Raw genomic sequence first — 26728 nt, 5'->3', positions numbered from 1 at the left:
GGGGGGGGGGGGTGGGGTTGTGGGCCCCCCCAACCGCATTGGTGGGGGTGGCCGCGCATACTGGTTGTTTTTCCCGGCTCTCCCCCCCCCCCCCCCCCGCCCCGCCCACGCCAACGCAGCAGCGCGGTTGCTCTTGCCGTTGCTTACGCTTCTGCCGGCCGCAGGCCAGAACACCCTCATACCGATCATTCAGCCACCGCCACGCCACCCTCCGCCATCCGCGTTAACATGCGTGTTTTCCCCCGCAGGAACGCTTCCGGATGAGCCCCCGCCAGCCCCTTACCGTCGCCCTGATCCAGGAGCGCAACCACGGTGATGCCGCCGCCAACCTCGCCGTGATCGAATCGCGCGTCGCTGAAGCGGCCGCACAGGGTGCCAAGCTGATCCTGCTGCAGGAACTACATAACGGCGCGTACTTCTGCCAGCACGAAAACGTCGACGAATTCGACCTGGCCGAGCCGATCCCCGGCCCCAGCACCGAACGCATCGGCAAACTGGCCAGACAGCATGGCGTGGTCATCGTCGCCTCGCTGTTCGAACGCCGTGCCGCCGGCCTGTATCACAACACCGCCGTAGTGTTCGAAAAGGACGGCAGCCTGCTGGGCAAGTACCGCAAGATGCATATCCCGGATGACCCGGGCTTCTACGAAAAATTCTATTTCACCCCCGGCGACCTCGGTTTCACCCCGATCGACACCTCGGTCGGCCGCCTCGGCGTGCTGGTGTGCTGGGACCAGTGGTATCCGGAAGCGGCGCGCCTGATGGCACTGGCCGGCGCCGAACTGCTGCTCTACCCCACTGCCATCGGCTGGGATCCGGACGACCAGCAGGATGAAAAGAACCGCCAGCGCGATGCCTGGATACTCAGCCACCGCGGCCATGCCGTGGCCAACGGCGTGCCGGTGCTGAGCTGCAACCGCGTCGGCCACGAACCCTCGCCGATGGGCGCATCGGGCATCCAGTTCTGGGGCAACAGCCACGTGCTGGGGCCGCAGGGCGAGTTCATCGCCGAGGCCGGTGGCGAAGAAACGGTCCTGGTCTGCGAGGTCGACCTGCAGCGCAGCGAACACGTGCGGCGCATCTGGCCGTTCCTGCGTGACCGCCGCATCGACGCCTACGGCGACCTGCTGAAGCGCTACATCGACTGATTCCCTGCCGGAACCTGCGCCCATGGCCGTGCTTATCCGTGATGCCAGCGAGGCTGACATCACCGCGATCACCGCGATCTACGCGGTGGAAGTGACCGACTTCGTCAACACCTACGAGTACGACATCCCGGACGCGGCGGAGATGCTGCGACGGATGCAGGACATCGTCGCCCGCGGCTTCCCGTACCTCGTCGCCGAAGTCGACGGCGAGGTCGCCGGCTATGCCTACGCCAATACGTACCGCACCCGCGTGGCCTACCAGTGGACGGTGGAAAATTCGGTTTACGTCGATGCGCGCTTCCAGGGCCAGCGCGTCGGGACCACGCTGCTGCAGGCGCTGATCGATGCCTGTACCGCGCGCGGTTACCGGCAGATGGTCGCGGTCATCGGCGAACCCACCAACACCGCCTCCATCAAGCTGCACGAGCGCTTCGGTTTCCACCTGGTCGGCGTGTTTCAGGGCCTGGGCCGCAAGCACGGCCGCTGGCTGGACACCGTGCAGATGCAGCGTGCGCTGGGCGACGGCGCCGACAGCGCCCCAACAAACGAGTAAATGCATGACTGACACCCTCCCCCTGTCCATCGACGGGATTGCAGACGATGCACTGTTCGCCGGCCAACCGGTGCGCATCGTCGAACGCGATGGCGTGCGCTATACCCTGCTGGGCACTGCGCACGTGTCGCACGCCAGCGTGGAAGCGGTGGAAAAGGCCATCCACAGCGGCCGCTTCGATGCAGTCGCGGTGGAACTGGATCCGCAGCGCCTGCAGGCGCTGACCGAGCCGGACACATTGGCCAAGCTGGACCTGGTGGAGGTGATCCGCAAGGGTCGCGTGGCGCTGTTCGCCGCCAACCTTGCGCTGTCGGCCTACCAACGGCGCCTGGCCGAACAGCTGGGCATCGAACCGGGCGCCGAGCTGAAGCGCGCAGTGCTGCTGGCCCGGGAACAGGGCCTGCCGGTGCACCTGATCGACCGCGAGGTCGGGCTGACCTTCAAGCGCGCTTCGGCGCAGCTGGGCTTCTTCGGCAAGATCAAGCTGATGACCGGCCTGGCCGCCGGCCTGTTCTCGTCCGACGAGGTCGGTACGGACGAGATCGAAAAGCTCAAGCAGGGCGACATGCTGGAGTCCAGCTTCGGCGAGTTCGCCAAGGAAAGCCCCGCGCTGTATGACGCCATCATCGGCGAGCGCGACCGCTACATGGCCACCCGCCTGCGCGAGGAACGTGCGCTGCAGGGCACCGAGCCCGCCCAGCGCGAGGTGCTGGCGGTGGTCGGCGCCGGCCATCTGGCCGGCCTGGCCACGTACCTGGAAACCGACCACGAAGCGCCGGTGCCGCTGCGCGCGCAGCTGGAAGAAGTGGCGAAGAAGCGCAACATTCCGTGGTTCACGCTGGCCATCCTGGCGATCGTGGCGACCGGCATCGGCGTGGGCTTCTACCGTGGCGGGCTGGGGGTGGGTGGCGAACTGCTGCTCACCTGGGCGATGTACACCGGCGGCCTGGCGGGCCTGGGCTGCCTGTTGGCCGGCAGCCACCCGTTGAGCATCCTCACCGCGATCGTGGTGGCCCCGTTAAAGCCGTTCCGCCTGAGCATTCCCACCGGCGCCTTCGCCGCGCTGGTGGAAGCGCGCCTGCGCAAGCCGGCCTACGAGGATTTCCTCAAGTTGCGCGACGATGCGCAGAGCCTGAAGGGCTGGTACCGCAACCGCGTCACCCGCGTGGTGCTGACCTTCATGCTGACCAACCTCGGCAGCATGCTGGGCCTGTGGCTGACCGGCTTCCAGGTGTGGGGCAAGGTCGCCGGATAAAGAAGTGGTAGCGCCGACCCATGGTCGGCGAGCGCAGCGGGCTACTCGCCCAGACATCCCGCCGAGCATGGCTCGGCGCTACCGATTCCGCGGTTCAGGCCCCCACCACCCGGGCGTCCACACCCCGGCCGCGGGCCTTGCGGACAGCACCGCGTAGACGGTCGGCAGGAACAGCACGCTGACCACCGTGGTGGTAGCGCCGACCCATGGTCGGCGAGCGCAGCGGGCGTCCCGCCCGGACATCCCGCCGAGCATGGCTCGGCGCTACCGATTCAGCGGTTCAGGCCCCCACCACCGGGGCGTCCACACCCCGACCGCGGGCCTTGCGGATCAGCCGCGTCGCCGCACTGCGTGCATCATCCAGCACCGCGTAGATGGTCGGCAGGAACAGCAGGCTGACCACCGTGGAGAACGCCAGCCCACCCGCGATCGCGCGCGCCATCGGGTAGTACGGCGGGCCGTCGCCGAACATCTGCGTGTCGGTCAACGAAATCGGCACCATCGCCAGGATCGCCGTGCCCATCGTCATCATGATCGGGCGCAGGCGTTCGCGTGAGCCTTCCACCAGCGCCTGGGTGCGGGCCATGCCGCGCCGGCGCAGGTTGTTGATGTGCTCGATCATCACGATGCCGTTGTTCACCACCACGCCCATCAGCACCAGGATGCCGATGAAGGACATGATGCCGAACGAGGTGCCGGTCAGCCAGAACAGCCAGAACACACCGAAGATCGAGAACAGCACCCCGCTCATGATCGCCGCCGGGAACAGCAGCGATTCGAACACCGCGGCCATCACCACGTAGATCATCAGCAGCGCGATCACCAGGTTGAACAGCATCTGCTGCATCGCTTCGTCATCATTGCCGAAGTCGCCACCGTCGAAGCTGAAGCTGTAGCCGGCCGGGAAGTTCATCGGCTTGAGCACCGCCTCGATCGCCTTGCGCCCATCCGGGGCGGTGACCTTGTCGGCCAGGTTGGCCTTGATGGTCAGCGTGGTCTGCCGGTTGGTGCGGCCGATCTGCGTGGCCGAGGACAGGATCTCCACCGAAACCAGGCTCAGCAGTGGCACGGTACGACCATCGCCGGTGCGCACGCTGAAGCCATCCAGGTCCTCCGGCGTACTCTGTTCGGCGCCGGCGAAACGCACCCACACCGGCACTTCGTTGTCGCCGCGGCGGAACTCGCGCATCGGCGCGCCCCGCAGCGCCAGGCCAACGAAACTGGCTACCTGTTCGGCATTGAAGCCGAACGCGGCGGCACGCTCACGGTCGACCTTGATCGCCAGTTCGCTGCCCTTCTCGCCGTTGTCGATGCGCACATCGCGCAGTTCCTTGCGCTGCGCCAGCAGCGGCAGCACTTCCTCGCCGATCTCCTGCAGCATCGAACTGGAATCGCCGACCAGCTGCACCTGCACGCCGCTGTTGCTGCCACCGGAATCGCCGCCCTGGTTGCCGACGAAGTAATCGGCACGCGCGGATTTCGGCAGGCCCTTGCGCAGTTCTTCCTGGATCGCCTTGAGGCCGCCGGCGTGCGCCTCGTCCAGGGTCACGATGGTGGAACTGCCCTCGTCTTCGCTGTACCAGGAATACACCTGGGCGATGTGCAGGCGCTCGCGGTTGGCGTCGAGCCAGTCTTCCACGCGTTTCACCTCATCGGACATCTGCCGGTAGGTGTAGGCGCTTTTCCACATGTAGCCGATGAACACGTCCTTGCCGCCTTCGCCGCCGAACATGTCCACCTTGGTCAGTTTCATCGGCACCAGGCTGACCAGCACCACCAGCAGGATGCCGAGCAGGCTCCAGCCACGGTGGCGCAGGGTCCAGTCCAGCAGCACGGCATAGCGGCCCTGCAGGCGCGCGATAACGCCGGTCTTCGAATGCAGCAGCTTGGGCGTGTCCATGCGCGCGGACAGCATCGGGATCAGGCTTACCGCCACCAGCCAGGACGCCAGCAGGGACACCGAGATGGTGATCGCGATCTGCGACATGAAGATGCTGATGTTGTTGGTTTCACCGAACAGGTTCGGAATGAACACGATGCAGTGGCACAGGGTGCCGGCGCTGAGCGCGATGGCCACGTTGCGGGTGCCGATGATCGAGGCCAGCCGCGGCTGGTCGGGCATCCGCTCGCGCTCCTGGTAGATGCTTTCCACCACCACCACGGCGTTGTCCACCAGCATGCCCACCGCCAGCAGCAGGCCCATCATGGTCAGGATGTTCAGCGTCACCCCGACGAAGTACATGAAGCCCAGGGTGATGATGAAGCAGATCGGGATGGCCAGGGTGACCATCAGCGTGGACGGCCAGTGGCGCAGGAAGAAAAACAGCACCGTCACCGACAGGATCAGGCCGACCGCACCGGCCTCGGCCAGTTCCAGCAGCGAGGACGTCACCGTCTTGCCCTGGTTGTCGATGACCTTGATCTGCACGTCGCGCATGCTCGGCTGCGCGCGGATTGCTTCCACTTCGGCCAAGGCAGCGCGCGAGACTTCCACCAGGTTGGCGCTGCGCTCCTTGAAGATGTCCAGGCCGATCGCCGGATTGCCATCCAGGCGACGCCCATAGCTCATCCGGGTCGGCTTCAGCCGCACCTCGGCGATGTCGCCCAGCCGCAGTCCCTTGGCGTTGATCACCAGGTCGCGCATTTCCTGCAGGTCGGTGATCTCGCCCACCGGCTGCACGCGCACGCGCTGGCCGTTGTCATCGATCTGGCCGGCCGACAGCGAGAAATTCAGCGTACGCAGGCGGTCACTGAGTTCGTTGATGCTCAGGCCGTGCGCATTGAGCCGGTTCGGATCGATCGCGATCTCGACCTCGTTCGGCGGCGCGCCGGAGATGTTGACCCGCGCCACCCCGGGGATGCGTTCGATGCGCCGCTTGAACTCGCGGTCCAGCATGTCATACGCGCCGGTCAGGTCGGTATCGCTGGCCAGGCGTACTTTCAGCACCGGCTCGTCACTGCTGGACCACTTGAACACGTTGTAGCGCTGCAGGTCGTCGGGCAGGTCGGTGCGGATGGCATCGATGCGCTCGCGTGCATCGGATGCGGCGATGGCGATGTCGCGGTCCCAGTCACTGAACTCGATGAAGATGTTGGCCCCTTCGGAGGTGGCCGACGAGCGCATCCGCTTGATCCCGGTCATCGTCGCCAGGCTTTCTTCCACCGGGCGGATCAAGGTGCGTTCCACCTCTTCCGGGGTGGAGCCGGTATACGGAATCTGCACGAACAGGAACGGCGCGGTGATGTCAGGCAGCGCCTCCAGCGGCAGCCGGAACGAGGCGATCAGGCCCACCACCACCAGTGACACGAAACACATGATGGTGGTGACCGGGCGACGGATGGAGAACTCGGCGATGCTCATGCCGGCTCCTCCTGGCCCTGCCCGGCCGTGGGCGCATCGAAGCCCGAATCGTGGGCCAGCTTGCGCCCGCGCTCGCGGTAGTAGGCATCGCCCTTGCGGTCCATCAGGTCATACACCACCGGAATCACCAGCAGCGTCAGCAGGGTGGACACCAGCAGGCCACCGATCACGGTGATCGCCATCGGCGCGCGCACTTCGGCGCCCTCGCCCATCGCCACCGCCAGCGGCAGGAAGCCGAACAGCGTGCACAGCGTGGTCATGATGATCGGACGCAGGCGCGAACGTGCACCTTCCACCAGCGCCTCGTGCTTGGCCACGCCGGCTTCGCGCAACTGGTTGACCTTGTCGATCAGGATGATCGCGTTCTTGGTCACCAGTCCGACCAGCAGGATCAGGCCGATGAACACCACCACCGAAATCGGCTTGCCGCTCAGCAGCAGGGCCAGCACCGCCCCGACCAGGGCCAGCGGGATGGTGAACAGGATCACGAACGGATGCAGCAGCGATTCGAACTGCGAGGCCATCACCAGGTAGACCAGGAAGATTGCCAGCCCGAAGGCGAAGATCAGCGATCGCGCCGACTCGGCGAGTTCTTCGCCCTGTCCGCCGATGTGCATGCCCACCGCAGCGCCCAATGGTTGTTCTGCCACCATCGCCTGCACTTCGCGCATGGCACCGCCCAGGTCGATGTCGCGCAGGTTGGCCGATACCACCGCCACCCGCGTCTGGTCGGCGCGATGGATCTCGCTGGGGCCGGTGGTGGCGACCACTTCGGCCACCGCATCCAGGGTCACCGGGCGGGTGCTGCCCGGATTGACGATCAGCCGGCGGATGCTGTCCACGCTGGCCCGGTCCCCCTGCTGGGCACGCACCAGCACGTCGATCTTGCGATCACGGAAGCTGTAGCGGGTGGCCACGTCGCCGCGCACTTTCTTGACCACCACATCGGCGATCTGGCGGGTGGTCAGGCCCAACGCACCGGCGCGTTCCTGGTCGAAGCGGATCTGGATTTCCGGGAAACCTTCTTCCACCGTGGATTTGACGTCGGCGTAGTGCGCGTTGTTGCGCAGCATCGCCGCCAGCCGCTGCCCGGCCTGCTCCAGCGAGGCCATGTCCTGCCCGCGCAGCTCGATTTCCAGCGGCGTGGAGAAGCTGAACAATGCCGGTCGTGCGAAGTCCACCTGCACGCCCGGATGCGAGGCCATGGTGCCGCGCAGGCGCTCGGTGATGGCCGCTTCGCTGCGTGCATCACCACCGCCTTCCATCACCACGGTGAGCTTGCCGATGTTCTCGCCGCTTTCGGTCGGGCTGGCATCTAGCCGGGTGCCCGCGCCACTGACACCGTACAGCGAGGCGATGCCTTCACCGGCCGCCTGCTTGCCGTCGCCATGCGCCAGCTGCAGTTCGCGCACCAGCGCATCGGTCTGCTTCAGCGGCGTGCCGGCCGGCAGCTTCACGGTCATCTCGAAGCGATCCTGCGCCAGTTGCGGGATCAGGTCCGCGCCAAGCATCGGCACCAGGGCCATGGTCGCCACGAAGGCCAGTGCCGCCAGCCCCAGCACCTTGCCCGGATGAGCCAGTGCGCCGGGCAGCAGGCGCAGGTAGCCCCGTTCGGCACCGCTGTAGGGCTTCATCGCCACGTCGCTGGCCTTGCGCATCACCGGGCCGACTACCGCCACGATGCCACGCCACACCCGCACCACCAGCCAGGCCACGCCGAAGAAGCTCCAGCGGATGCCCGCCACGAAGCCGCGACGGCCACCGGCCACCGGCTTCAACCAGCGGTTCTGCGGACGCCAGGGCTCGCCAGCCTGTTCTTCCGGGAACGCGAGCGGCGGACGGCCCTTCAGCGAACTCAGCATCGGGATCAGGGTCATCGACACCAGCAGCGAGATCGCGATGGCGATCGCCACGGTCAGTGCCTGGTCGCGGAACAACTGGCCGGCGATGCCATCGACGAACACCAGCGGCAGGAACACCGCGATGGTGGTCAGGGTGGACGCCACCACTGCCATGCTCACTTCCCGCGTGCCCGCGATGGCCGCCTGCAGCACGCCCAGCCCGCGTTCGCGCGCCTTGGCGATGCTTTCCAGCACCACGATGGAATCATCCACCACCAGGCCGGTGGCCAGTGCCAGGCCGCCCAGCGACATCACGTTCAAGCTCAGGCCCAGCTGGCCCATGAAGAAGAACGTGGCGATGATCGACACCGGCAGCGACAGGCTGATGACGAAGGTGCTCCAGCCATCGCGCAGGAACAGGAAGATGATCAGGATGGCCAGCAGGCCGCCGATCACCGCATCCTTCTTGACGTCGCTGATCGCGTGCTCGATGAAGCGCGACTGGTCTTCGACGGTGGTGAGCTCGGCATCGGACGGGAAGGTGGTCTTGATCTGCTCCAGCCGCGCGCGCAGGGCCTCGGCGGTGGCTACGGTGTTGGCGTCGCCCTCCTTGTAGATCGCCAGCTCGACCGCCTCCTTGCCGCCCAACCGGATGATCGCCTCGCGTTCCTTGTAGCCCTGGCGCACGCTGGCGACGTCCTTCAGCCGCACCGGCACGCCATTGGCCACCACGCTGGAGTTTCCGCCCGATGCACTCTGCGCCGCCGATGCGGCCGACATCGCCGCGTCCGAGCCGGTTGCCGCGGCAATGGCGAACATCTGCGCCATCGCCGAATCGGCTGCGCTGCCGTTGGACGACTGGGTGGTGATCAGCAGGTTGCGGATCTCTTCCAGGTCGACGAACTGGTTGACGGTACGCACCAGGAAACGCTGCGAACCTTCTTCCAGGCGGCCGCCGGAGATGTTGATGTTCTCCTCCTTCAGGCGCTGGATGACGGTGTCGATCGGCAGGTTCAGCTGCGCCAGCTTCTGCTGGTCGATGTCCACCTGGATCTCATCTTCCAGGCCACCGCCGACCTTCACTGCGGCCACGCCGGTGACCGGCTCCAGCTTCTTCTTCAGGTCTTCGTCGGCATAGCGGCGCAGGCCGGTGAGTTCACGGATCGCCTCGGCGTCGGTAGCCGCTGCGTCCTTGCTGGAAATCACCAGGCGCATGATCGGTTCGGTGGACGGATTGAAGCGCAGCAGCACCGGGGCCTTGGCCTCCAGCGGCAGGTTCAGCGCTTCCATCTTGTCGCGCACCTCCAGGCTGGCCTGGTCCATGTTGGTGCCCCAGGCGAACTCCAGCACCACATCGCTCTGGCCGGTGCGCGAGATCGACTTCAGCTTGCGCAGGTTCTTGACCACCCCGACCGCCTCCTCCACCGGCTCGGAGATCAGGGTTTCGATTTCAGACGGTGCCGCGCCGGTGTACTCGGTGCGCACGGTCAGGGTGGGATAGCTCAGGTCCGGCAGCAGGTTGACCTTCAGGCTGTTCAGCGCGATCAGCCCGAACAGGATCAGGGTGACCGTGCACATGGCGATGGTCACGCGGCGGCGCGTGGCGAACTCCACCAGGCCTCCGCCCATGCTGGCGGGGCCGTGACCCGGGTGCGGGTCGCGACCGTGGTCGTTGCCGGCCGATGTCATGGGGCGCTCCCTGCCTTGGCAGCCGGCGTGGCCTTGGCCACCTGCGTGGGATCGGCCGGGACGATCACCTGCACCGCGGTGCCATCGCGCAGCGCGACCTTGCCGGCGGTGACCACCTGGTCGCCTGCCGCAAGGCCCTCGCGCACCTCCACCCAGGCGCCCTCGGCGTAGCCCAGCGTCACCGGTACACGCGCGACCTTGCCGGCGCGCACGCGGAACACGGCCGGGTCACCGTCGTCCAGCAGCGCCAGGCGCGGCACCACCAGCGCATCGGCGCGCTGGTCGTAATCGATGCGGATGCGACCGAACATGCCCGGCTGCAGCGACTGCGCGCCGCCGTCGAAGGTGCTCACCACGCGGAACGTGCCGCTGCCGGAATCGACGACCGGCGAGATGCGGTCCACTTGGCCGGTGAAGCTCTTGCCCGGCAGCGCGTCGGCCAGCAGGGTCACCGGCTGGCCGGCGCGCAGCGTGGCCAGCTCGCGTTCGGGCACGTTGAGCGTGGCTTCCAGCCGCGAGTTGTCGACGATGCGGAAGATCGGGGTGTTGATCTGCACGAAGTTGCCGGTCTTGATCGAACGCGAAGCGATCACCCCGGAGATCGGTGCGGTGACCGTGGTGTAGGACAGTTCCAGCGTGGCCAGCCGGTACTGCGCGCGGGCGTTTTCAACGTCGTAACGCAACTGGTCGACGTCCGCGGCGCTGACCATCTGCTGGCCCACCAGGCGGTTGGCGCGCTGGTAGTTGTTTTCCAGCTTGCGCATCACCGCTTCACTCTGCGCCACCGCCAGCCGTGCGCGGTCGGGGTCCAGCCGTACCAGCGGCTGTCCGGCACGCACCGGCTGGCCTTCTTCCACCAGTACCGCCAGCGCCACGCCGGAGGTCTTGGCCACCACCTGCGATTCGGCGCGCGGCTCCAGTGCGGCGGTGCCGGTGTAGCTGGCAGCCACGCCGCGATGGCTGGCCACCGCCACTTCCACCGGTACCGCCTCGACCTTCTTTTCTTCGGACTTGCCATCCTTGCCGTCCGCAGCCTTGGCTTCGTTGTTGGGGCCACCCGCGCAGCCGGACATCAGCAGCGTGGTGGAGATGAGCAGCGCGGCGGCGCAGATTCCGCTGCGGCCGGCGGGCAGGAAGGCATGGCGTGACATCGTCGGGTCCCTGGGGATGCGTGAACAGGTGTGGTAGCAAAGTAATGCACCACCTCACGGCAACACCATATCCCAAAGGTCACGGTGACTTCACGCCGCCGGTCGGGCCGACCCCATTTCAGCAACATGAAACGAGCCGCTATACTCGAGCCGTTCCGTACCCCACGCCGGAACGACCAGACCCGTAGCCCGGAAACGACATCATGCGCCCGCAGCCGCTCGCCGCTTGTCTTGCTCTGGCCGTCCTCCTGCCCTTCGGGGCCGCCGTGGCCGCTCCTGCTCCTGCTTCACCGCCGTCCGCCCCTGCCGTTCCAGCGCCGCTTCCGGCCCCGCAGGCCCCGGCGCCGGCGGCCGCCCTCACCGGCAATTTCGACAACGGCCGGGTCCTGGCATACACCTGCCAGGGCTGTCACGGCATCACCGGTTACAAGAACGCCTACCCCAGCTACCGCGTGCCGAAGATCGGCGGGCAGAGCGAGCAGTACCTGCTGCAGGCCCTCACCGAATACCGCCATGGCAAGCGTCGTCATCCGACCATGCAGGCGCAGTCGATGAGCTTCAGCGAACAGGAGATCGCCGATCTCGCTGTTTACCTGTCCACCGTCAAGTAAGGCACGCCTACATGTCGAAAGCCGCGCAGTTCACGCGTCATGCCATCGCCTTGTCCGTCGCCGTCCTGATGGCCGCCTGCTCGCCGTCGCACGAAGACAGCAGCACGCAGTCGCCCGACCAGCCGGGCCAGGCCAGTGGCGATCTCCCCGCTCCTTCATCGTCTGCCGGACTGCCGGCCGGTCGCCCCGCCGCCGGTGAGGCGCGCGCGCAGGTCAAGGGCAAGGCCACCGGGCAGAGCTGCATCGATTGCCACGGCGCCGACGGCAATGCGCCGATCGACCCGACCTACCCCAAGCTCGGGGGGCAATACAGTGATTACCTGGCGCATGCGCTGCAGGCGTATCGTTCCGGCGATCGGCAGCACGCGTTGATGACCCCGCAGGCGACCGGCATCAGCGACCAGGAAATCGCCGACCTGGCCGCCTATTTCGCATCACGCCCGACCCAGCTGCGCGACCTGCACGGGGTGAAATGAAGCACCGCCGGTGACGCGTGACGGCCAGCGGCCGTCACTACCGCCGAGCGACCCGGGTAGCGCCGACCCATGGTCGGCGAGCGCAGCGGCAGGGCCGTGACGACCACCGGTCGTCACCCACCGAGGCAACGCGCGCGCGTGGCGCCGGTTCAGGCGTCCAGTTCCTGCCAACGCGCGTAGGCGGCATCCAGCTCGGCCTGCACCTTCGCCAGTTTCTGGTTGTGCGCGGCCATGTCCGGCGCGCTGCGCTGGTAGAACGCCGGATCGTTCATCGCGGCAGTCAGCCCTTCGACGTCCTTTTCCAGCGTTTCGATCTTCAGCGGCAGCTGTTCCAGTTCGCGCGCGTCCTTGTAGCTGAGCTTGCGCTTGGCCGGCGCCGGTACCGCTGCAGCGGCAGGGGCGGCTGCGGCGGCCGGACGGCTCGCCACCACCGGCGCATTGGCCTGCTGCGCGGCCACGAAGGCCGCATGGCGCTGCCAGTCACTGTAGCCGCCTACGTAGTCACCGACCACGCCCTCGCCTTCCATCACCAGCGTGGAGGTCACCACGTTGTCGAGGAAATCACGGTCGTGGCTGACCAGCAGCAGCGTGCCGGTGTAATCGCCGAGCAGCTCTTCCAGCAGCTCGAGCGTTTCCACGTCCAGGTCGTTGGTCGGTTCGTCCATCACCAGCAGGTTGGACGGCTGCGCGAACAGCTTGGCCAACAACAGGCGATTGCGTTCGCCACCGGAAAGCCGGGTGATCGGCGCGCGCGCACGTTCCGGGGTGAACAGGAAGTCCTGCAGATAGGCGTGCACATGCTTGCGCTTGCCGTTGAACTCGATGAAATCGCGGCCTTCGGCCACGTTCTCGATCGCGGTCCAGTCTTCGCGCAGCACCGAGCGGTACTGGTCGAAATAGGCGATTTCCAGGTTGGTGCCGGCGCGCACTTCACCGCGGTCCGGGGCCAGGTCGCCCAGCAGCAGCTTCAGCAGCGTGGTCTTGCCGCTGCCGTTGGGGCCGATCAGGCCGATGCGGTCGCCACGCAGGATGGTGGCGGAGAAATCGCGCACCATGCAACGGTCGCCGAAGGAGAACGACACGTCCTTGATGTCGATGACCTTCTTGCCGGAATTGGCGGCCTGGGCCGCTTCCATCCTGACGTTGCCGCTGATTTCGCGGCGCGACGAGCGCTCGTTGCGCATCGCTTCCAGGCGGCGCACGCGGCCTTCGTCGCGGGTCCGGCGGGCCTTGATGCCCTGCCGGATCCACACTTCTTCCTGCGCCAGCATCTTGTCGAAACGGGCGTTTTCCTGTGCCTGCGCGTTCAGCCGTTCTTCGCGGCGGCGCTCGTAGTTGGCCCAGTCGCCCGGCCAGCTGGTGACCTGCCCGCGATCGATTTCCACGATGCGGGTGGCCAGCGCGCGCAGGAAGCGACGGTCATGGGTGACGAACACCACGCTGCCGTTCCAGTTCTTCAGGAACATTTCCAGCCAGTCGATGGCTTCGATGTCCAAGTGGTTGGTCGGTTCGTCCAGCAGCAGCAGGTCCGGGCTGGACACCAGCGCGCGGCCCAGCAGCACGCGGCGCTTCATGCCGCCGGACAGGCGCGCGAATTCGGCATCGCCATCCAGGTCGAGCTTGGTCAGGGTTTCGCTGACGCGCTGGTCCAGGCCCCAGCCGTTGGCGGCGTCGATCTTGGCCTGCACCGCGCCCAGTGCATCGCCGTCGAACTCTTCGGCCACGCTCAGGTGGTGGAATTCGGCCAGCCACTGGCCCAGTTCGCCCAGGCCTTCGGCGACAACGTCGAACACGCTGCCGGCGGCGCCATGCGGCACCTCCTGTTCCAGCCGGGTCACGCGGACGCCCTGCTGGACGCGGACTTCGCCGTCATCGGGCTTGTGGTCGCCGGACAGCAGCTTGAGCAAAGTGGATTTGCCGGCGCCGTTGCGGCCGATCAGGGCGATACGCTCGCCCGGCTCGATCGACAGTTCGGCTTTTTCCAGCAACAACGGGCCGCCGACGCTGAAGTCGACGTTCTGCAAGGTAATCAGGGGCATGCGGGTATTGTAAGGGGTTAACCCCGTACAATGCGCCATGAATGAATTCTCGACCCTGCCGCTGAGCCCTGCCCTTCAGCCTGGCCTGGAAGCGCTCGGCTACACCACCCTCACCGCCATCCAGGCGCGCAGCCTGCCGGCCATCCTCGACCGCCGCGATGTCATCGCCCAGGCCCCCACCGGCAGCGGCAAGACCGCCGCCTTCGGGCTGGGCCTGCTGCAGGCGCTGGATCCGGCCACCCAGCGGGTGCAGGCGCTGGTGCTGTGCCCCACCCGCGAACTGGCCGACCAGGTCGGCAAGCAGATCCGCAAGCTGGCCACCGGCATCCCGAACATGAAGCTGCTGGTGCTGACCGGCGGTTCGCCGCTGGCGCCGCAGCTGGCCTCGCTGGAAGCCCACCACCCGCACGTGGTGGTCGGCACCCCCGGCCGCGTGCAGGAACTGGCGCGCAAGCGCGCGCTGAACCTCGGCGCGGTGCGCACGCTGGTGCTGGACGAAGGCGACCGCATGCTGGACATGGGCTTTGAAGAGCCTATCCGCGAGATCGCCGGGCGCACCCACAAGGACCGGCAGACGCTGCTGTTCTCGGCCACCTTCCCCGATGCGATCCGCGCGATCGGCCGCGACGTGCTGCGCGATCCGGTGGAAGTGACCGTGGACGGCGCCGACGATGCCCCCTCCATCCGCCACCTGTTCTGCGAAGTGGAGCCGGCGCACCGGCAGAAGGCACTGGCCGGCCTGCTGCTGAAGTACACGCCGGAATCGGCGGTGGTGTTCTGCAACACCCGCAAGGATGTGGACGAAGTCGCCAATTCGCTGCAGCAGTTCGGCTTCTCCTCGCTTGCCCTGCACGGCGACATGGAACAGCGCGACCGCGAAGAAGTGCTGGTGCGTTTCGCCAACCGCAGCTGCAACGTGCTGGTGGCCAGCGACGTGGCCGCGCGCGGGCTGGATGTGGAAGACCTGGCGATGGTGATCAACTACGAACTGCCGACCGATATCGAAACCTACCAGCACCGCGTCGGGCGTACCGGCCGCGCCGGTGCCAGCGGCATGGCGATCAGCCTGGTGGCCGGCCGTGAGAAGTCCCGCGCCGAGGCGCTGGAAGCGCAGCGTGGCACGCCGCTGGACTGGCAGAAGACGCCGCTGGCGACCTCGCGCCCGGCCGAACTGCCGCAGGCCGCCATGCGCACCCTGCGCATCGACGGCGGCAAGACCGACAAGCTGCGCCCCGGTGACATCCTGGGTGCGCTGACCGGCGATGCCGGCCTGGCCGGCAAGCACATCGGCAAGATCGCGATCTACCCCACGCGTTCGTACGTGGCCATCGCCCGCGAGCACGCCAACCGGGCCGTGGCCAAGCTGGAAGAAGGCAAGATCAAGGGCCGCAGGTTCCGTACCCGCGTGATGTAAGCCCGCAGCGGTGACGACCAGCGGTCGTCACTACCGGAGCCGGGACGGTAGCGCCGAGCCATGCTCGGCGGCCATGGACCTCAATAAACCAGTTCAGTGTGCAGCGGCAGCCCGGCTTCCCAGCGACCACGGCCGCCCAGTCCGTCCAGCTCCACCAGCACGCCGGCGCCGACCACGTCCACGCCCAGTCGGCGCACCAGCGACAGCGCCGCCACCAGCGTGCCGCCGGTCGCCAGCACGTCATCGATGATCGCCACGCGGGCACCGGCCGGCAGGGCGTCGGCATGCACTTCGATGCAGTCGCTGCGGTATTCCAGCGTGTATTCCTCGCGGAGCACCTTGCCCGGCAGCTTGCCCGGCTTGCGCACCGGTACGAAGCCCACACCGAGCTCCAGCGCCATCGCCGCGCCCAGGATGAAGCCACGCGACTCGATGCCGACCACGGCATCCAGCCGCAGGTCTCGCCAGCGCGCGCTCATGGCCTGGATCGCCGCACGGAAATCATCGCCATCGGCGAGCAGCGGCATGATGTCCTTGAACAGGATGCCCGGCTTGGGGAAATCAGCGATGTCGCGCAGGCGCGATGCCCACTGCGGTTCGACGTGTGCGTCGGTCATTGCAAGGCCAGCGTTGTAGGGCGGCATAGGGTAACAGGCCGGTCGGCGGGCTGCTGTCGGTGGACCCGATGGCCGGCCGCTCAGGAACTGCAGGACAGCATCGAACAACCTGCCTTGTGATCGGCCCACGCCGGACGTTTGCCGGCGTAATGCTCCAGCCCGGCACGTTCGGTATACGGATCACGCAACACCTCCTGCAGCGCCTGCACGCCCCCCATGTCGCCCTGGCTGGCGCGCTCGATCGCCTCCTGGGCCAGCCAGTTGCGCAGCACGTACAGCGGGTTGGCGCGGGTCATCCGCGCGATGCGTTCGGATGCCTCGAGCGGATCGGCATGCAGGCGCGCGGCGTAGTCGTGCAGCCATTGCAGCAGCGGCTCGCGCACGGCCGCCTGGCGTGCGGGGTCGTAGAACACGCCATCGAGCACCGCCGCATCCGGCGCAGCCACGTCCAGCCGGATCAGCGCGCGGTAGGCCAGGGTCATGTCCATCGCCCCGTCCTGCATCAGCTGCTGCCAGCGCTGGTGCAGCTGCAGGTCGGCCTCATCGGCTGCGGAGAGGCCCAGCTTTGCCGCCACGTCGCGCCGCGTGCAGGCGGCCAGCGTGGCCTGGAAGGCATCCAGCCCGGCCTGCAGCGGCTGCACGTCGGCAAACAGCGGTGCCAGCGCCTGCGCCAGCCGGGTGAGGTTCCAGAACACCACCTGCGGCTGGGTACCGAAACGGTAACGGCGTCCCTGCGCATCGGTGGTGTTGGGCGTCCAGTCCGGATCGTAGTCTTCCACCCAACCGTACGGGCCGTAGTCGATGGTGAGACCGAGCACGGACATGTTGTCGGTGTTCATCACGCCGTGGACGAAGCCCACGCGCATCCAGTGCGCCACCATTTCCGCACTGCGCACGGCGATCTGGGCGAACCAGTCGCCCAGCAGCGATTCGCCGCTGCCCTGCAGTTCGGGGAAATCGCGCGCGATGCAGGTTTCCGCCATCTGCTGCAGCAGCGCCTGCTCGCCGCGCGATGCGGGCAGCTCGAAGCTGCCGAAGCGCAGGAACGACGGCGCCACGCGGCACACGATGGCGCCCGGTTCGATCTCGGGATGACCGTCGTAGAACATGTCGCGCAGCACGCCCTCGCCGCTGCCGACCAGCGACAGCGCGCGCGTGGTCGGCACGCCCAGGTGGTGCATCGCCTCGCTGCACAGGAATTCGCGGATCGACGAGCGCAGCACCGCGCGCCCATCGGCGCCACGCGAATACGGCGTCGGCCCCGCGCCCTTCAGCTGCAGCTCCCAGTGGCGCCCGTCGGCAGCGACCAGTTCGCCCAGCGAGATTGCCCGTCCGTCCCCCAACTGTCCGGCCCAGCGGCCGAACTGATGACCGCCGTAGTTGGCGGCCCACGGCTGCATGCCTTCGAGCAGCGCGTTTCCGGCGAAAACCTCGGCGAAGTCCGCGCTTTCGACGAAGCCGGCCGGCAGCCCCAGCAGGTCGGCCACTTCGGGCCACACCGCCAGGGTGGACGGTGCCGCAACCGGGGTCGGCATGACCGCCGACCAGGCCGCACCGCGCACTTCACGGCGTTGGTTGGACGATTCCGGATCGCCGGGCAGGCGCTGGATCAGGCGGTTGTCGAAACGAAGGGTGTCAGCAGTATCCATGCCCCCGACATGGGGGCGGCCGGACGCAGCGGCAAGACGCACTCAGCGCCCGCTGAGTGCCTCCAGGCTGCCACCGCGGGCCACCGCGCGCTGGTAGCCCGGGCGCTGTTCGATGCGCTGCAGGAAGCCGCGCAGCGCCGGCTTGTCGGCCAACCCATCGCCGCGGCTGGCGGCGGCCTGGATCGGGAAGCTCATCTGGATATCGGCGGCGGTGAAGCGCTTGCCGGCAAACCACGGGGTTTCCACCAGGCGCTGTTCCATCCAGTCCAGGTGCAGGCGGCGCTGCGGCCCGACAAAGCCTTTCTCGGCCTTGTCGGCGATGGCGCGCGCGATGGGTTTTGCGAAGAACGGCATCGGCGCGTTGCGGATCCTCGACATCACCAGGGTCAGCAGCATTGGCGGCATCGCCGAGCCTTCGGCGTAATGCAGCCAGTAACGGTAGGCCATGCGCTCGTCCGAACCGGCCGGCAGCGGTGCAGGCGACAACACGCGCTCACTGTCGTAGCTGTCGGCCAGGTAATCCAGGATGGCACCGGATTCGGCCAGCACCCGCGTGCCGTCCTGCAGCACCGGCGCCTTGCCCAGCCCGTGCACCTGGCGCAGTTCCGGCGGCGCCAGCATGGTCTTCGGATCACGCGCGTACTGCTTCAGTTCGTAGGCCAGCCCGAGTTCTTCCAGCATCCACAGCACGCGCAGCGAGCGGGAGTTGTCGAGGTGGTGGACGGTGAGCATGCGGGCGGATCCGTGTAGTCAGATGGGTACAGGGTAGAGAGGGGGGATTGGGGAAAGCGTGACGACCAACGGTCGTCACCCACCACGACCAACGGTCGTCACCCACCACGACCAGCAGGGGCGCCCATCGCCGCAACGCGGGCAAAAAAAAACGCCGGAAGCTTTCGCTTCCGGCGTCTTTGGCTACCTTACGGCAGCAAGCGGATCAGACCGCCTGCACCTGGTCAGCCTGCATGCCCTTCTGGCCCTGCACGGCGACGAAGGTCACCTTCTGGCCTTCCTGCAGCGACTTGAAGCCGTTGCCCTGGATGGCACGGAAGTGCACGAACAGGTCCGGGCCGCTTTCCGGGGTGATGAAGCCGAAGCCCTTGGCATCGTTGAACCACTTGACGGTACCGCTCTGACGATCAGACATCTTTGAAACTCCTGAAACAATGTGAAATAAATCGCAGCCACCGGATATCGGGGCCGAGACTGAGTTGCAGGCGTTGGCAAAGCGGATCGATGGAGCAGATCGTGAGATCAACTGCACCAGGCCACGATTTACGGTGACCCTAGCAAACACAGTGAGACGGACGATACGCGTGTTTGCTCCAAAAAGCGATAGGCAGTGCGTTCATGGTCTACCACCCCGGCGCAGCTGTGCCAAGGCGCGAAGCCGGATCGGGGTCCGGCGAAGCTCCCAATTCAGCTTTCCGCCTTCTCCCTACCCGGTCCACGCAGCGTAAAGCTGCTGGAGAAGCGGCGCGGTTCCCCGTCGATGGGATCGCTGAATGACAGACCGCAGGCCAGCAGTTGCAGGGGGTGGGCATGGTCACCCGGCGGCTGGGGCGCGTAGGTCGGATACAGGTCATCGCCAAGAATCGGCGCCCCCAGGGCCGCCATGTGCACGCGCAGCTGGTGCTTGCGCCCGGTCACCGGCTGCAGCCGGTAGCGCCAGGCCGGCCCCGTGCGGTCAAGAACATCGATGAGGGTCTCGCTGTTGGACTCGCCCTCCTCTTCGCGCATGCAATGGAACGGCTCGCCCTTCTGCAGCCGGCTGCGGCGCTGCAGCGGGAAGCACCGCCCGGGCAGCGCTGGGGCCAGCGCCTCGTAGACCTTGGCGATCCGCCGCTCCCGGAACAGCCGCTGGTAGGCATCCCGGCTTTCAGGACGGGTAGAGAACAGCACCAGCCCGGCGGTCAGGCGGTCCAGCCGGTGCAACGGCACCAGGTCCGTATTGCCGGTGGCGGCTATCAACCGCGCCAACAAAGTGTGCTGGACGTGGCCGCCGGCCGGCACCACCGGCAGGAAATGCGGCTTGTCCGCCACCAGCAGGTGGGCGTCGTGGTGCACGATGCGCTCGGCGAAGGGGATGACCGGTTCATCTTCGACTTCACGGAAGTAGCGGATTTCCAGCCCCACCTGCCACGGTTGGCCCGGGAGCAGTGCCCTGCCCTGCGCATCCCGCACCCGCCCGCGCGCGAAACGATCCTGCCACTGGGCGCGACTGATCCGCGGAAAGCGGGCGCACAGCCCGTCCAGCAGGCTCTTCCAGTTGCCCGGGGGCAGTTGGAGACGACTGGCGGCAACGACGGGAAGGATCGGATCGGACGGGGTCATGGCGCACCCATTATCATGGTGCTCTTTGTCCACGGAAGCCTCATGGCCCTCACCGCCACCATCCGCAAGGCCGAGTTGCAGATCAGCGACATGGATCGCGGCTACTACGCGACCCACAACCTCACCCTCGCCCAGCACCCGTCGGAGACCGATGAGCGCTTGATGGTGCGTCTGCTGGCTTTCGCGCTCAATGCCGAGGACCGGCTGGAGTTCGGCCGCGGGCTGAGCACCGACGACGAGCCGGATCTTTGGGAACAGGACTACACCGGTGACATCCTGCGCTGGATCGACCTGGGCCACCCGGATGAATCGCGCGTGCGCAAAGCCTGCAACCGCAGCCGCCAGGTGCAGGTGGTGACCTATGCCGGGCATGCCTCGGACGTGTGGTGGCAGAAGCAGGGCAAGGCGCTGGAGCGCTTCGGCAACCTGTCCGTGCTCGACCTGCCCGGCGCCTTCGTGGAGCAGTGGAGCCAGCAGATCCAGCGTGCCATGCGCTGGAGCGTGCTGATCCAGGATACCGAAGTACAGCTGATCAACGACCAGATGCAGCTGGATGTCATCCCGGTCTGGCGCAAGCGCGCCAAGGAGTGAGCGGCGTGGCGGCAACGCGGTGCGATGTGCTGGTGATCGGCGCGGGCGCGGCCGGGCTGATGTGTGCGCTCACCGCCGGCCAGCGCGGCCGCGTGGTGCAGGTGATCGACCATGCCAACAAGGTCGGCAAGAAGATCCTGATGTCCGGCGGCGGCCGCTGCAACTTCACCAATACCGGTACCACCCCGGCCAACTTCGTGTCGGCCAACCCGCATTTCTGCAAATCCGCGCTGGCCCGCTACACGCCGGCGGACTTCATCGAAATGGTCGAACGGCACCGCATCGCCTACCACGAGAAGGAACTCGGCCAGCTGTTCTGCGATGTGTCGTCCAAGCAGATCGTCAAGATGCTGGTGGACGAATGCGTGGAGGCCGGCGTGCAGGTCCGCACCGACTGCGCGGTGCAGCGGATCGAACGCGGCAGCGACGGCTTCCATGTGCAGACCACGCACGGGGCGTTCTTCGCCGCCTCGCTGGTGGTGGCCACCGGCGGGCTGTCCATCCCCAGCCTGGGCGCTACCGGCTTCGGCTATGAAATCGCCAGGCAGTTTGGCCACGATGTGCTGCCTACCCGCGCCGGCCTGGTGCCGCTGACCCTCAGCGGCACCCACCAGCAACGCCTGGCGGACCTGTCCGGGGTGGCGCTGCCGGTGGAAGCGCGCAGCAACGGCATGGCCTTCCGCAACTCGCTGCTGATCACCCACCGCGGCATCAGCGGCCCGGCGATCCTGCAGATTTCGTCTTTCTGGCAACCCGGTGATGCGCTGGAACTGGACCTGCTGCCGGGCCAGGATGCCGAACAGTGGCTGCGCGCGATGAAACGCGAGCGCCCGGACGCGGCCCTGCGCACCGTGCTGGCCGAGGTGCTGCCCAAGCGCCTGGCGCAGCGCCTGTGCGAGCACTGGCTGCCCGACCGCCCGGTCAAGCAGATCGATGAGCCGCAGCTGCGCCAGGCCGCCGCCCTGCTCGCCGGCTTCCCGCTGGTGGCCAGTGGCACCGAGGGCTACCGCACCGCCGAAGTCACCCTGGGCGGGGTGGACACCGCGCAGGTGTCCTCCTCCAGCTTCGAATCGCGCAAGGTGGCCGGCCTGTATTTCATCGGCGAGGTACTCGACGTCAGCGGTTGGCTGGGCGGCTACAACTTCCAATGGGCATGGGCCAGCGGCCATGCCGCCGGCAGCGTGGCGTAGGGGCCTGCGCATGGACCTGCGGGCGCGCTTCGTGTATCTAATGGGCAGCTTGGGGAGCCTTTGAATGCAGAACTCGAATGACATCACGCTGCGCCTGGTGATCGTGGATGACAGCGGCGAGAACGCTGAAGCGATCGTCAGCGCGCTGCGCAACAGTGGCATCGCGGTGCGGCCTTCGCGGCCGCAGGACGTGGGCGAACTGGGGCAGGTGCTGGCTACGCAGCCGATCGACCTGGTGCTGGCCGCGCCGCAGCAGTCGATCAGCCTGGCCCAGGTCTCGCAGCAGATCGCGGCCAGCGGCAAGGACGTGCCGCTGATCCTGCTGGTGGACCACATCGAAGAGGACGCGCTGGTCGAAGCCAGCGCGCACGGCCTGCGCGCACTCGCACTGCGGCCGCGGCCGGAACACCTGCTGGCGGTGGTGCGCGACCAGTGGATCGACCTGCAGGCCCGTCGCGGCCTGCGCCGGATCGAGGCGCAGATGCGCGAGACCGAACGCCGCTGCGATGCGCTCATCGCCTCCTCGCGCGACCCCATCGCCTATATCCACGAGGGCATGCACATCCGCGCCAACGATGCCTACCTGGAGATGTTCGGGTTCGAAAGCTTCGACGACGTGGAAGGCATTTCGCTGCTGGACATGGTGGCCGCCCAGCACGTGGAAGGCTTCAAGCAGCTGCTCAAGGGCCTGAGCAAGGGCGAGGCGCCGCCGCCGCAGTACCAGATCGACGCCCGCCACCAGGATGGCAATGCGTTCGCGGCGACGATGGAGTTCACCAGTGCGAGCTACGAAGGCGAATCGTGCCTGCAGGTGGTGTTCCGCCGCCGGCTGGAACTGGACCCGGAGCTGGCCCGCGAAGTGGAGGAGCTGCGCCAGCGCGACCAGGTCACCGGCCTGCTCAACCGTCCCACCTTCATGGTGCAGGTCGAAAATGCAGTGGCCCAGGCCAGCCGCGGCGAAGGCCGTTCCGGCCTGCTGCTGGTCGAGCCGGACCATTACGCCCGCCTGCTGCCGGACATCGGGCTGGATTCAGCCGATGCGCTGATCGCCTCCATGGCCGCGTTGCTCAACGATACGGTCGGCAGCCAGGCGCAGCTGGCCCGCTTCGGCGAGCACAGCTTCGCGGTGCTGCTCGACGGTGCCTTCGCTGATACCGCGGCCTTGGCCGAACGCATCCGCAGCGCCTACGCCGCGCATGTGTTCAGCATCGGTGAGCGCTCGGCCACCGTCACCGTCAGCATCGGCGGCGTGCAGGTCGGCGAGAAGATCGCCAGCATCGGCCAGGTGCTGGCGCGCGCCACCACGTGCCTGCAGGCCGCGGCCGAGCTGGGCAACAGCGTGCGCATCTTCGATCCGGCCGCCACCGACCGGGTGGAGGAAGAGCGGATCGCACGCTGGGTCGCGCGCATCCGCGAAGCCGTGGAAGGCGATGGATTCCAGCTGCATTACCAGCCGGTGCTGAACCTGCAGGGCGAATCGCGCGAACTGTACGAAGCGTACCTGCGGCTGGACAACAACGGCGAACTGATGAGCCCGGTCGCCTTCCTCGCGATCGCCGAGGAACACGGCCTGCTGGCCGACATCAACCGCTGGGTGGTGCGCCGAGCGATCGCCATCCTCGGCGAGCGCCAGCGCGCCGGCCACGCCACCCACATGCTGGTCAAGATCACCCCGGAATCGTTCGCCGATCCGCTGCTGATCAGCACGCTGCAGCAGGAACTGCAGGCGCATGGCGTTCCCGGCGACCGGCTGTGGCTGCATGCCCCGGAATCCAAGGTCTTCACCCACCTGCGCAACGCCCAGCAGTTCCTGCAGGCGGTGGCCCCGCTGGGCTGCCGGATCGGGCTGGAGCAGTTCGGTTCGGGACTGGATTCGTTCCAGCTGCTCGCGCATTTCCAGCCGCAGTTCCTGAAGCTGGATCGTGGCTTCACCCGCGACGTGGCCAGCACGCGCGAGAACTTCGACAAGATCAAGGAAATCACCGAACGCGCACAGGCAGCCAACATCGCCACCGTCGCCGAGTTCGTCACCGATGCCAATTCGATGACCCTGCTGTTCAGCGCAGGAGTGGATTACGTGCAGGGTGAGTTCGTCGGCGAGGCGACGCCGCGGATGGACTTCGACTTCGGCTGAGGCACCCGGCTTCCAGCCTACGGTCGGTGACGACCGTAGGCCTAGGGTGGGTGACGACCGTTGGTCGTCACACCGTTGCAGGCGACGACCCACGGTCGTCCCCCGCCCGACTCAGGTCATGTCGACCAGGTTGTCGATCTTCACGTCCGGATCCACGTCGGCGTCATAGTCCACGCCCTCCACGCCGAAGCCGAACAGGCGCAGGAAATCGGCCTTGTAGCCTTCCAGGTCGCTGATCTCGTACAGGTTCTCATCGGTCACCTGCGGCCACAATTCCAGCACTTCGGCCTGCACGCCCGGCGCCATTTCCTTGTAGTCCGCGCGCAGGCGGCCGGCGTCGTCGATCAGCTCGACGTGGCGGCCCTCGGCATCGGTCAGGTCGTGGCGCAGGCGCTCCACCGCGGTGCCGTCGGCCTTGCCGCCGTAGAGGATGTCGTAGAGCACGTCGAGCTGCTCGATGCAGCCTTCATGGGTGCCCTTTTCCTTCATCACCTTGAACAGCAGCGACAGGTACAGCGGCATGGTCGGGATCGCCGAACTGGCCTGGGTAACCACCGCCTTCAGCACCGATACGCGGGCATCGCCGCCGATCGCGGCCAGCTTCTCGCGCAGGCCCAGCACCTTCTGGTCCAGGTCCTTCTTGGCCGCGCCGATGCTGCCGTTCCAGTAGATCGCCTGGGTGATCTCTTCACCGACGTAGGTGAAGGCGGTGGTGGTGCAGCCTTCGGCCAGCACGCCGGCCGCCGCCAGCGCGTCGATCCACATCTGCCAGTCTTCGCCGCCCATCACCGCCACGGTGCCGGCGATTTCTTCCTCGGTGGCCGGTTCCAGGTGGGTTTCGGTCAGCTTGACCTTGTCGGTGTCCAGGCCGCGCAGGGTGATCGGCGCGCCGATCGGCTTGAGCGTGGAGGTGATCACTTCGCCGGTCTTGGGGTGCTTGCGGCGCGGCGAGGCCAGGCTGTAGACCACCTGGTCGACCTGTCCAAGATCGGCCTTGATCAGCGCGATGACCTGGTCCTTCACTTCATCGGAGAACGCATCGCCGTTCACGCTCTTCGCATACAGTCCGGCCTGGCCGGCGTACTTGTGGAACGCGGCCGAGTTGTACCAGCCGGCGCTGCCGGGCTTGGTTTCGCTGCCGGGCTTTTCGAAGAACACGCCCAGCGTGGCGGCGTCGCTGCCGAAAGCGGCGGTGATGCGCGCAGCGAGGCCGTAGCCGGTGGAGGCGCCGATCACCAGCACGCGCTTGGGACCGTTGACGATCTTGGGTCGGGCGCTGATGTAGTCGATCTGCTGCTTGACCGCCGCATCGCAGCCGGTGGGATGGGTGGTGACGCAGATGAAGCCGCGGACGCGCGGTTTGATGACCATGGATACCTCGGTGTGGGACAGGTGCGGCGCGCTGGCGCGCGTGCACGAAACGCTGGAATCGTAGTGTGCGGGGGGATTATGCACAACCGACGGGGGCGTATGCAGCGCAGGGTTCCGAGGGAGCTGCCGGGCCGGGGTGGGACACGCCGCAAGTACGTCCTTGTAGGCTGCGTCGCCGCATCCATGCGGCTCAGCGTCCCGCCCCGCCCCGGCAGCTCCCTCTCCTGACAGATCCCTCGTGCCCCGTGGCGCGTGCGGGGAGGAAAAAAAGCAAAAAAAAGCCGCACTTTCGTGCGGCTTTTTCCTGTTTGCCGGCTGCCTTCTTATGGGCGGCGGGCCAGGGCTTCTTCGTCCTTGGCCTTGGGCAGCAGGTCCTGCTTGGTCACCGCCAGCACGCCCATTGTCAGCAGCGGGCAGGCGATGAAGATCGAGGACAGCGTGCCGATCACCGCGCCGATCATCTGGCTCAGGGCCAACCCTTCCAGCGAACCGCCGCCGTAGAGATACAGCGCCAGCACCGACAGGAAGAACACCAGCGAGGTGATGATGGTGCGCGACAGGGTCTGGTTGATCGAGCGGTTCATCACTTCCAGCGGCTCCACGCGCAGGCTGCGGAAGTTCTCGCGGACACGGTCGAACACCACGATGGTGTCGTTGATGGAGAAACCCATCACCGACAGCAGGCCGGCCAGCACGGTCAGATCGAACTCGCGGCCGCTGAAGGAGAAGTAGCCGGCGACCACCAGCACGTCGAACAGGGTGGTGATGATGGCCACCACCGCGAACTTCCATTCGAAGCGGAAACCGATGTAGATCAGGAAGCCGACCAGCACGAACAGCGCGGCGTACAGGCCGTTCAGTGCCAGCTCCTTGCCGACCTGCGGACCGACGAACTCCGAAGACAGCACGGTCGCGGGATTGCCTTCCAGCGACACGGCCGAACGCACCGCTTCGGCCGTGCGGTTGTTGGCATCGCCGGCGCTCTCGCCTTCGGCCTGGGCCTGCGGCTGCAGGCGGATCAGCAGGTCGCTGCCGCTGCCGAAGCTCTGCACCTGGGCGCCGTCATACCCGGCGTTTTCCAGGTGCCCGCGCACGGCGTCAACGTCAGCCGGACGATCGAATCGCACTTCCACCACGGTGCCGCCGGTGAAATCCAGCGCGTAGTTGAAGCCCTTGCCGATGATGCTGCCCAGCGCGGCGATGAACACCAGCGCGGCGATGCCGATGGCGATCCACCGGGTGCGCATGAAATCGAACTTGGTGTCGTTCGGGATCAGGTGGAGCGGAAACAATTTCATGGTATC

Annotated in this window: 20 protein-coding genes; 9 read left to right on the top strand and 11 right to left on the bottom strand. The window is 67.0% G+C overall.

Annotated features, from left to right (window positions below):
- The first annotated feature begins 260 nt into the window (after positions 1-260).
- Genes ABE522_RS12920 through ABE522_RS12910 form a run of 3 tightly spaced genes read left to right on the top strand, consistent with a single transcriptional unit; the run spans position 261 to position 2956 of the window.
- Entirely contained in the window at positions 261-1148 is an 888-nt protein-coding gene (locus tag ABE522_RS12920; RefSeq protein WP_346592040.1) for a carbon-nitrogen hydrolase, read from the top strand.
- 22 nt (positions 1149-1170) lie between these two features.
- Complete coding sequence (locus ABE522_RS12915) at positions 1171-1701, top strand: GNAT family N-acetyltransferase (RefSeq protein ID WP_101099758.1); 531 nt, start codon at positions 1171-1173, stop codon at positions 1699-1701.
- A 4-nt stretch (positions 1702-1705) separates the two neighbouring features.
- The gene (locus ABE522_RS12910; RefSeq protein ID WP_346592039.1) at positions 1706-2956 is read left to right on the top strand and encodes a TraB/GumN family protein; all 1251 of its coding nucleotides are present in this window, start codon (positions 1706-1708) and stop codon (positions 2954-2956) included.
- Between the two features lie 280 nt (positions 2957-3236).
- Here ABE522_RS12910 and ABE522_RS12905 read toward each other — a convergent pair whose 3' ends face one another.
- Genes ABE522_RS12905 through ABE522_RS12895 form a run of 3 tightly spaced genes read right to left on the bottom strand, consistent with a single transcriptional unit; the run spans position 3237 to position 10998 of the window.
- Positions 3237-6317 (bottom strand): efflux RND transporter permease subunit, encoded by a 3081-nt coding sequence (locus tag ABE522_RS12905; RefSeq protein ID WP_346592038.1) that lies wholly within the window; start codon positions 6315-6317, stop codon positions 3237-3239.
- On the bottom strand, positions 6314-9847 hold the full coding sequence (locus tag ABE522_RS12900; RefSeq protein WP_346592037.1) for an efflux RND transporter permease subunit: 3534 nt from the start codon (positions 9845-9847) through the stop codon (positions 6314-6316). Before ABE522_RS12900 ends, ABE522_RS12905 begins: the two co-directional genes overlap by 4 nt.
- Positions 9844-10998, bottom strand: coding sequence for an efflux RND transporter periplasmic adaptor subunit (locus ABE522_RS12895; protein ID WP_346592036.1), 1155 nt, complete (start codon positions 10996-10998; stop codon positions 9844-9846). Before ABE522_RS12895 ends, ABE522_RS12900 begins: the two co-directional genes overlap by 4 nt.
- A gap of 203 nt (positions 10999-11201) precedes the next feature.
- Here ABE522_RS12895 and ABE522_RS12890 point away from each other — a divergent pair, with 203 nt between their 5' ends.
- Together ABE522_RS12890 and ABE522_RS12885 are read left to right on the top strand one after the other, a co-directional pair.
- Positions 11202-11609 (top strand): c-type cytochrome, encoded by a 408-nt coding sequence (locus ABE522_RS12890; protein WP_346592035.1) that lies wholly within the window; start codon positions 11202-11204, stop codon positions 11607-11609.
- Between the two features lie 11 nt (positions 11610-11620).
- Positions 11621-12085: a c-type cytochrome gene (locus ABE522_RS12885; protein WP_101099753.1), complete on the top strand. Its 465-nt coding sequence runs from the start codon at positions 11621-11623 to the stop codon at positions 12083-12085.
- 149 nt (positions 12086-12234) lie between these two features.
- On the opposite strand, the gene ABE522_RS12880 is transcribed toward ABE522_RS12885, so the two are convergent.
- The gene (locus ABE522_RS12880; protein ID WP_346592034.1) at positions 12235-14124 is read right to left on the bottom strand and encodes an ATP-binding cassette domain-containing protein; all 1890 of its coding nucleotides are present in this window, start codon (positions 14122-14124) and stop codon (positions 12235-12237) included.
- Positions 14125-14161: 37 nt separating this feature from the next.
- Between ABE522_RS12880 and dbpA the strand changes: the two genes are divergently transcribed.
- Positions 14162-15538 (top strand): ATP-dependent RNA helicase DbpA, encoded by a 1377-nt coding sequence (gene dbpA, locus ABE522_RS12875; protein ID WP_057687400.1) that lies wholly within the window; start codon positions 14162-14164, stop codon positions 15536-15538.
- 80 nt (positions 15539-15618) lie between these two features.
- On the opposite strand, the gene ABE522_RS12870 is transcribed toward dbpA, so the two are convergent.
- The 5 genes from ABE522_RS12870 to ABE522_RS12850 all read right to left on the bottom strand — a co-directional run bounded on the left by ABE522_RS12870 (position 15619) and on the right by ABE522_RS12850 (position 20138).
- A complete protein-coding gene (locus ABE522_RS12870) occupies positions 15619-16155 on the bottom strand; it encodes an adenine phosphoribosyltransferase (protein WP_191768958.1) in 537 nt (178 codons plus the stop codon).
- Positions 16156-16235: 80 nt separating this feature from the next.
- Entirely contained in the window at positions 16236-17804 is a 1569-nt protein-coding gene (locus ABE522_RS12865; RefSeq protein ID WP_346592033.1) for a protein adenylyltransferase SelO, read from the bottom strand.
- A gap of 42 nt (positions 17805-17846) precedes the next feature.
- Entirely contained in the window at positions 17847-18536 is a 690-nt protein-coding gene (locus ABE522_RS12860) for a glutathione S-transferase (protein ID WP_191768962.1), read from the bottom strand.
- A 205-nt stretch (positions 18537-18741) separates the two neighbouring features.
- On the bottom strand, positions 18742-18951 hold the full coding sequence (locus ABE522_RS12855; protein ID WP_042615064.1) for a cold-shock protein: 210 nt from the start codon (positions 18949-18951) through the stop codon (positions 18742-18744).
- 272 nt (positions 18952-19223) lie between these two features.
- Positions 19224-20138: a pseudouridine synthase gene (locus ABE522_RS12850; protein WP_346592032.1), complete on the bottom strand. Its 915-nt coding sequence runs from the start codon at positions 20136-20138 to the stop codon at positions 19224-19226.
- A 42-nt stretch (positions 20139-20180) separates the two neighbouring features.
- On the opposite strand from ABE522_RS12850, the gene ABE522_RS12845 reads away from it, so the two are divergent.
- The 3 genes from ABE522_RS12845 to ABE522_RS12835 all read left to right on the top strand — a co-directional run bounded on the left by ABE522_RS12845 (position 20181) and on the right by ABE522_RS12835 (position 24053).
- Positions 20181-20729 carry a YaeQ family protein gene (locus ABE522_RS12845; RefSeq protein ID WP_346592031.1) on the top strand — a complete coding sequence of 183 codons (549 nt, stop codon included), beginning with the start codon at positions 20181-20183 and terminating at the stop codon, positions 20727-20729.
- A gap of 5 nt (positions 20730-20734) precedes the next feature.
- Complete coding sequence (locus ABE522_RS12840) at positions 20735-21919, top strand: BaiN/RdsA family NAD(P)/FAD-dependent oxidoreductase (protein ID WP_346592030.1); 1185 nt, start codon at positions 20735-20737, stop codon at positions 21917-21919.
- Between the two features lie 64 nt (positions 21920-21983).
- Positions 21984-24053 carry an EAL domain-containing response regulator gene (locus ABE522_RS12835; protein WP_346592029.1) on the top strand — a complete coding sequence of 690 codons (2070 nt, stop codon included), beginning with the start codon at positions 21984-21986 and terminating at the stop codon, positions 24051-24053.
- Between the two features lie 111 nt (positions 24054-24164).
- On the opposite strand, the gene fabV is transcribed toward ABE522_RS12835, so the two are convergent.
- Together fabV and secF are read right to left on the bottom strand one after the other, a co-directional pair.
- Positions 24165-25424, bottom strand: a complete 1260-nt coding sequence (gene fabV, locus ABE522_RS12830) for an enoyl-ACP reductase FabV (RefSeq protein WP_346592028.1) — start codon at positions 25422-25424, stop codon at positions 24165-24167.
- Between the two features lie 323 nt (positions 25425-25747).
- Positions 25748-26722, bottom strand: a complete 975-nt coding sequence (secF, locus tag ABE522_RS12825) for a protein translocase subunit SecF (protein WP_346592027.1) — start codon at positions 26720-26722, stop codon at positions 25748-25750.
- Positions 26723-26728 lie beyond the last annotated feature (6 nt).

Origin of the sequence: Stenotrophomonas lacuserhaii, from assembly GCF_039674585.1 — a bacterium.
Classification (GTDB): domain Bacteria; phylum Pseudomonadota; class Gammaproteobacteria; order Xanthomonadales; family Xanthomonadaceae; genus Stenotrophomonas; species Stenotrophomonas pennii_A.
The sequence above is the reverse complement of the archived record's forward strand: the minus strand, read 5'-3'. Positions and strand labels throughout refer to the sequence as shown.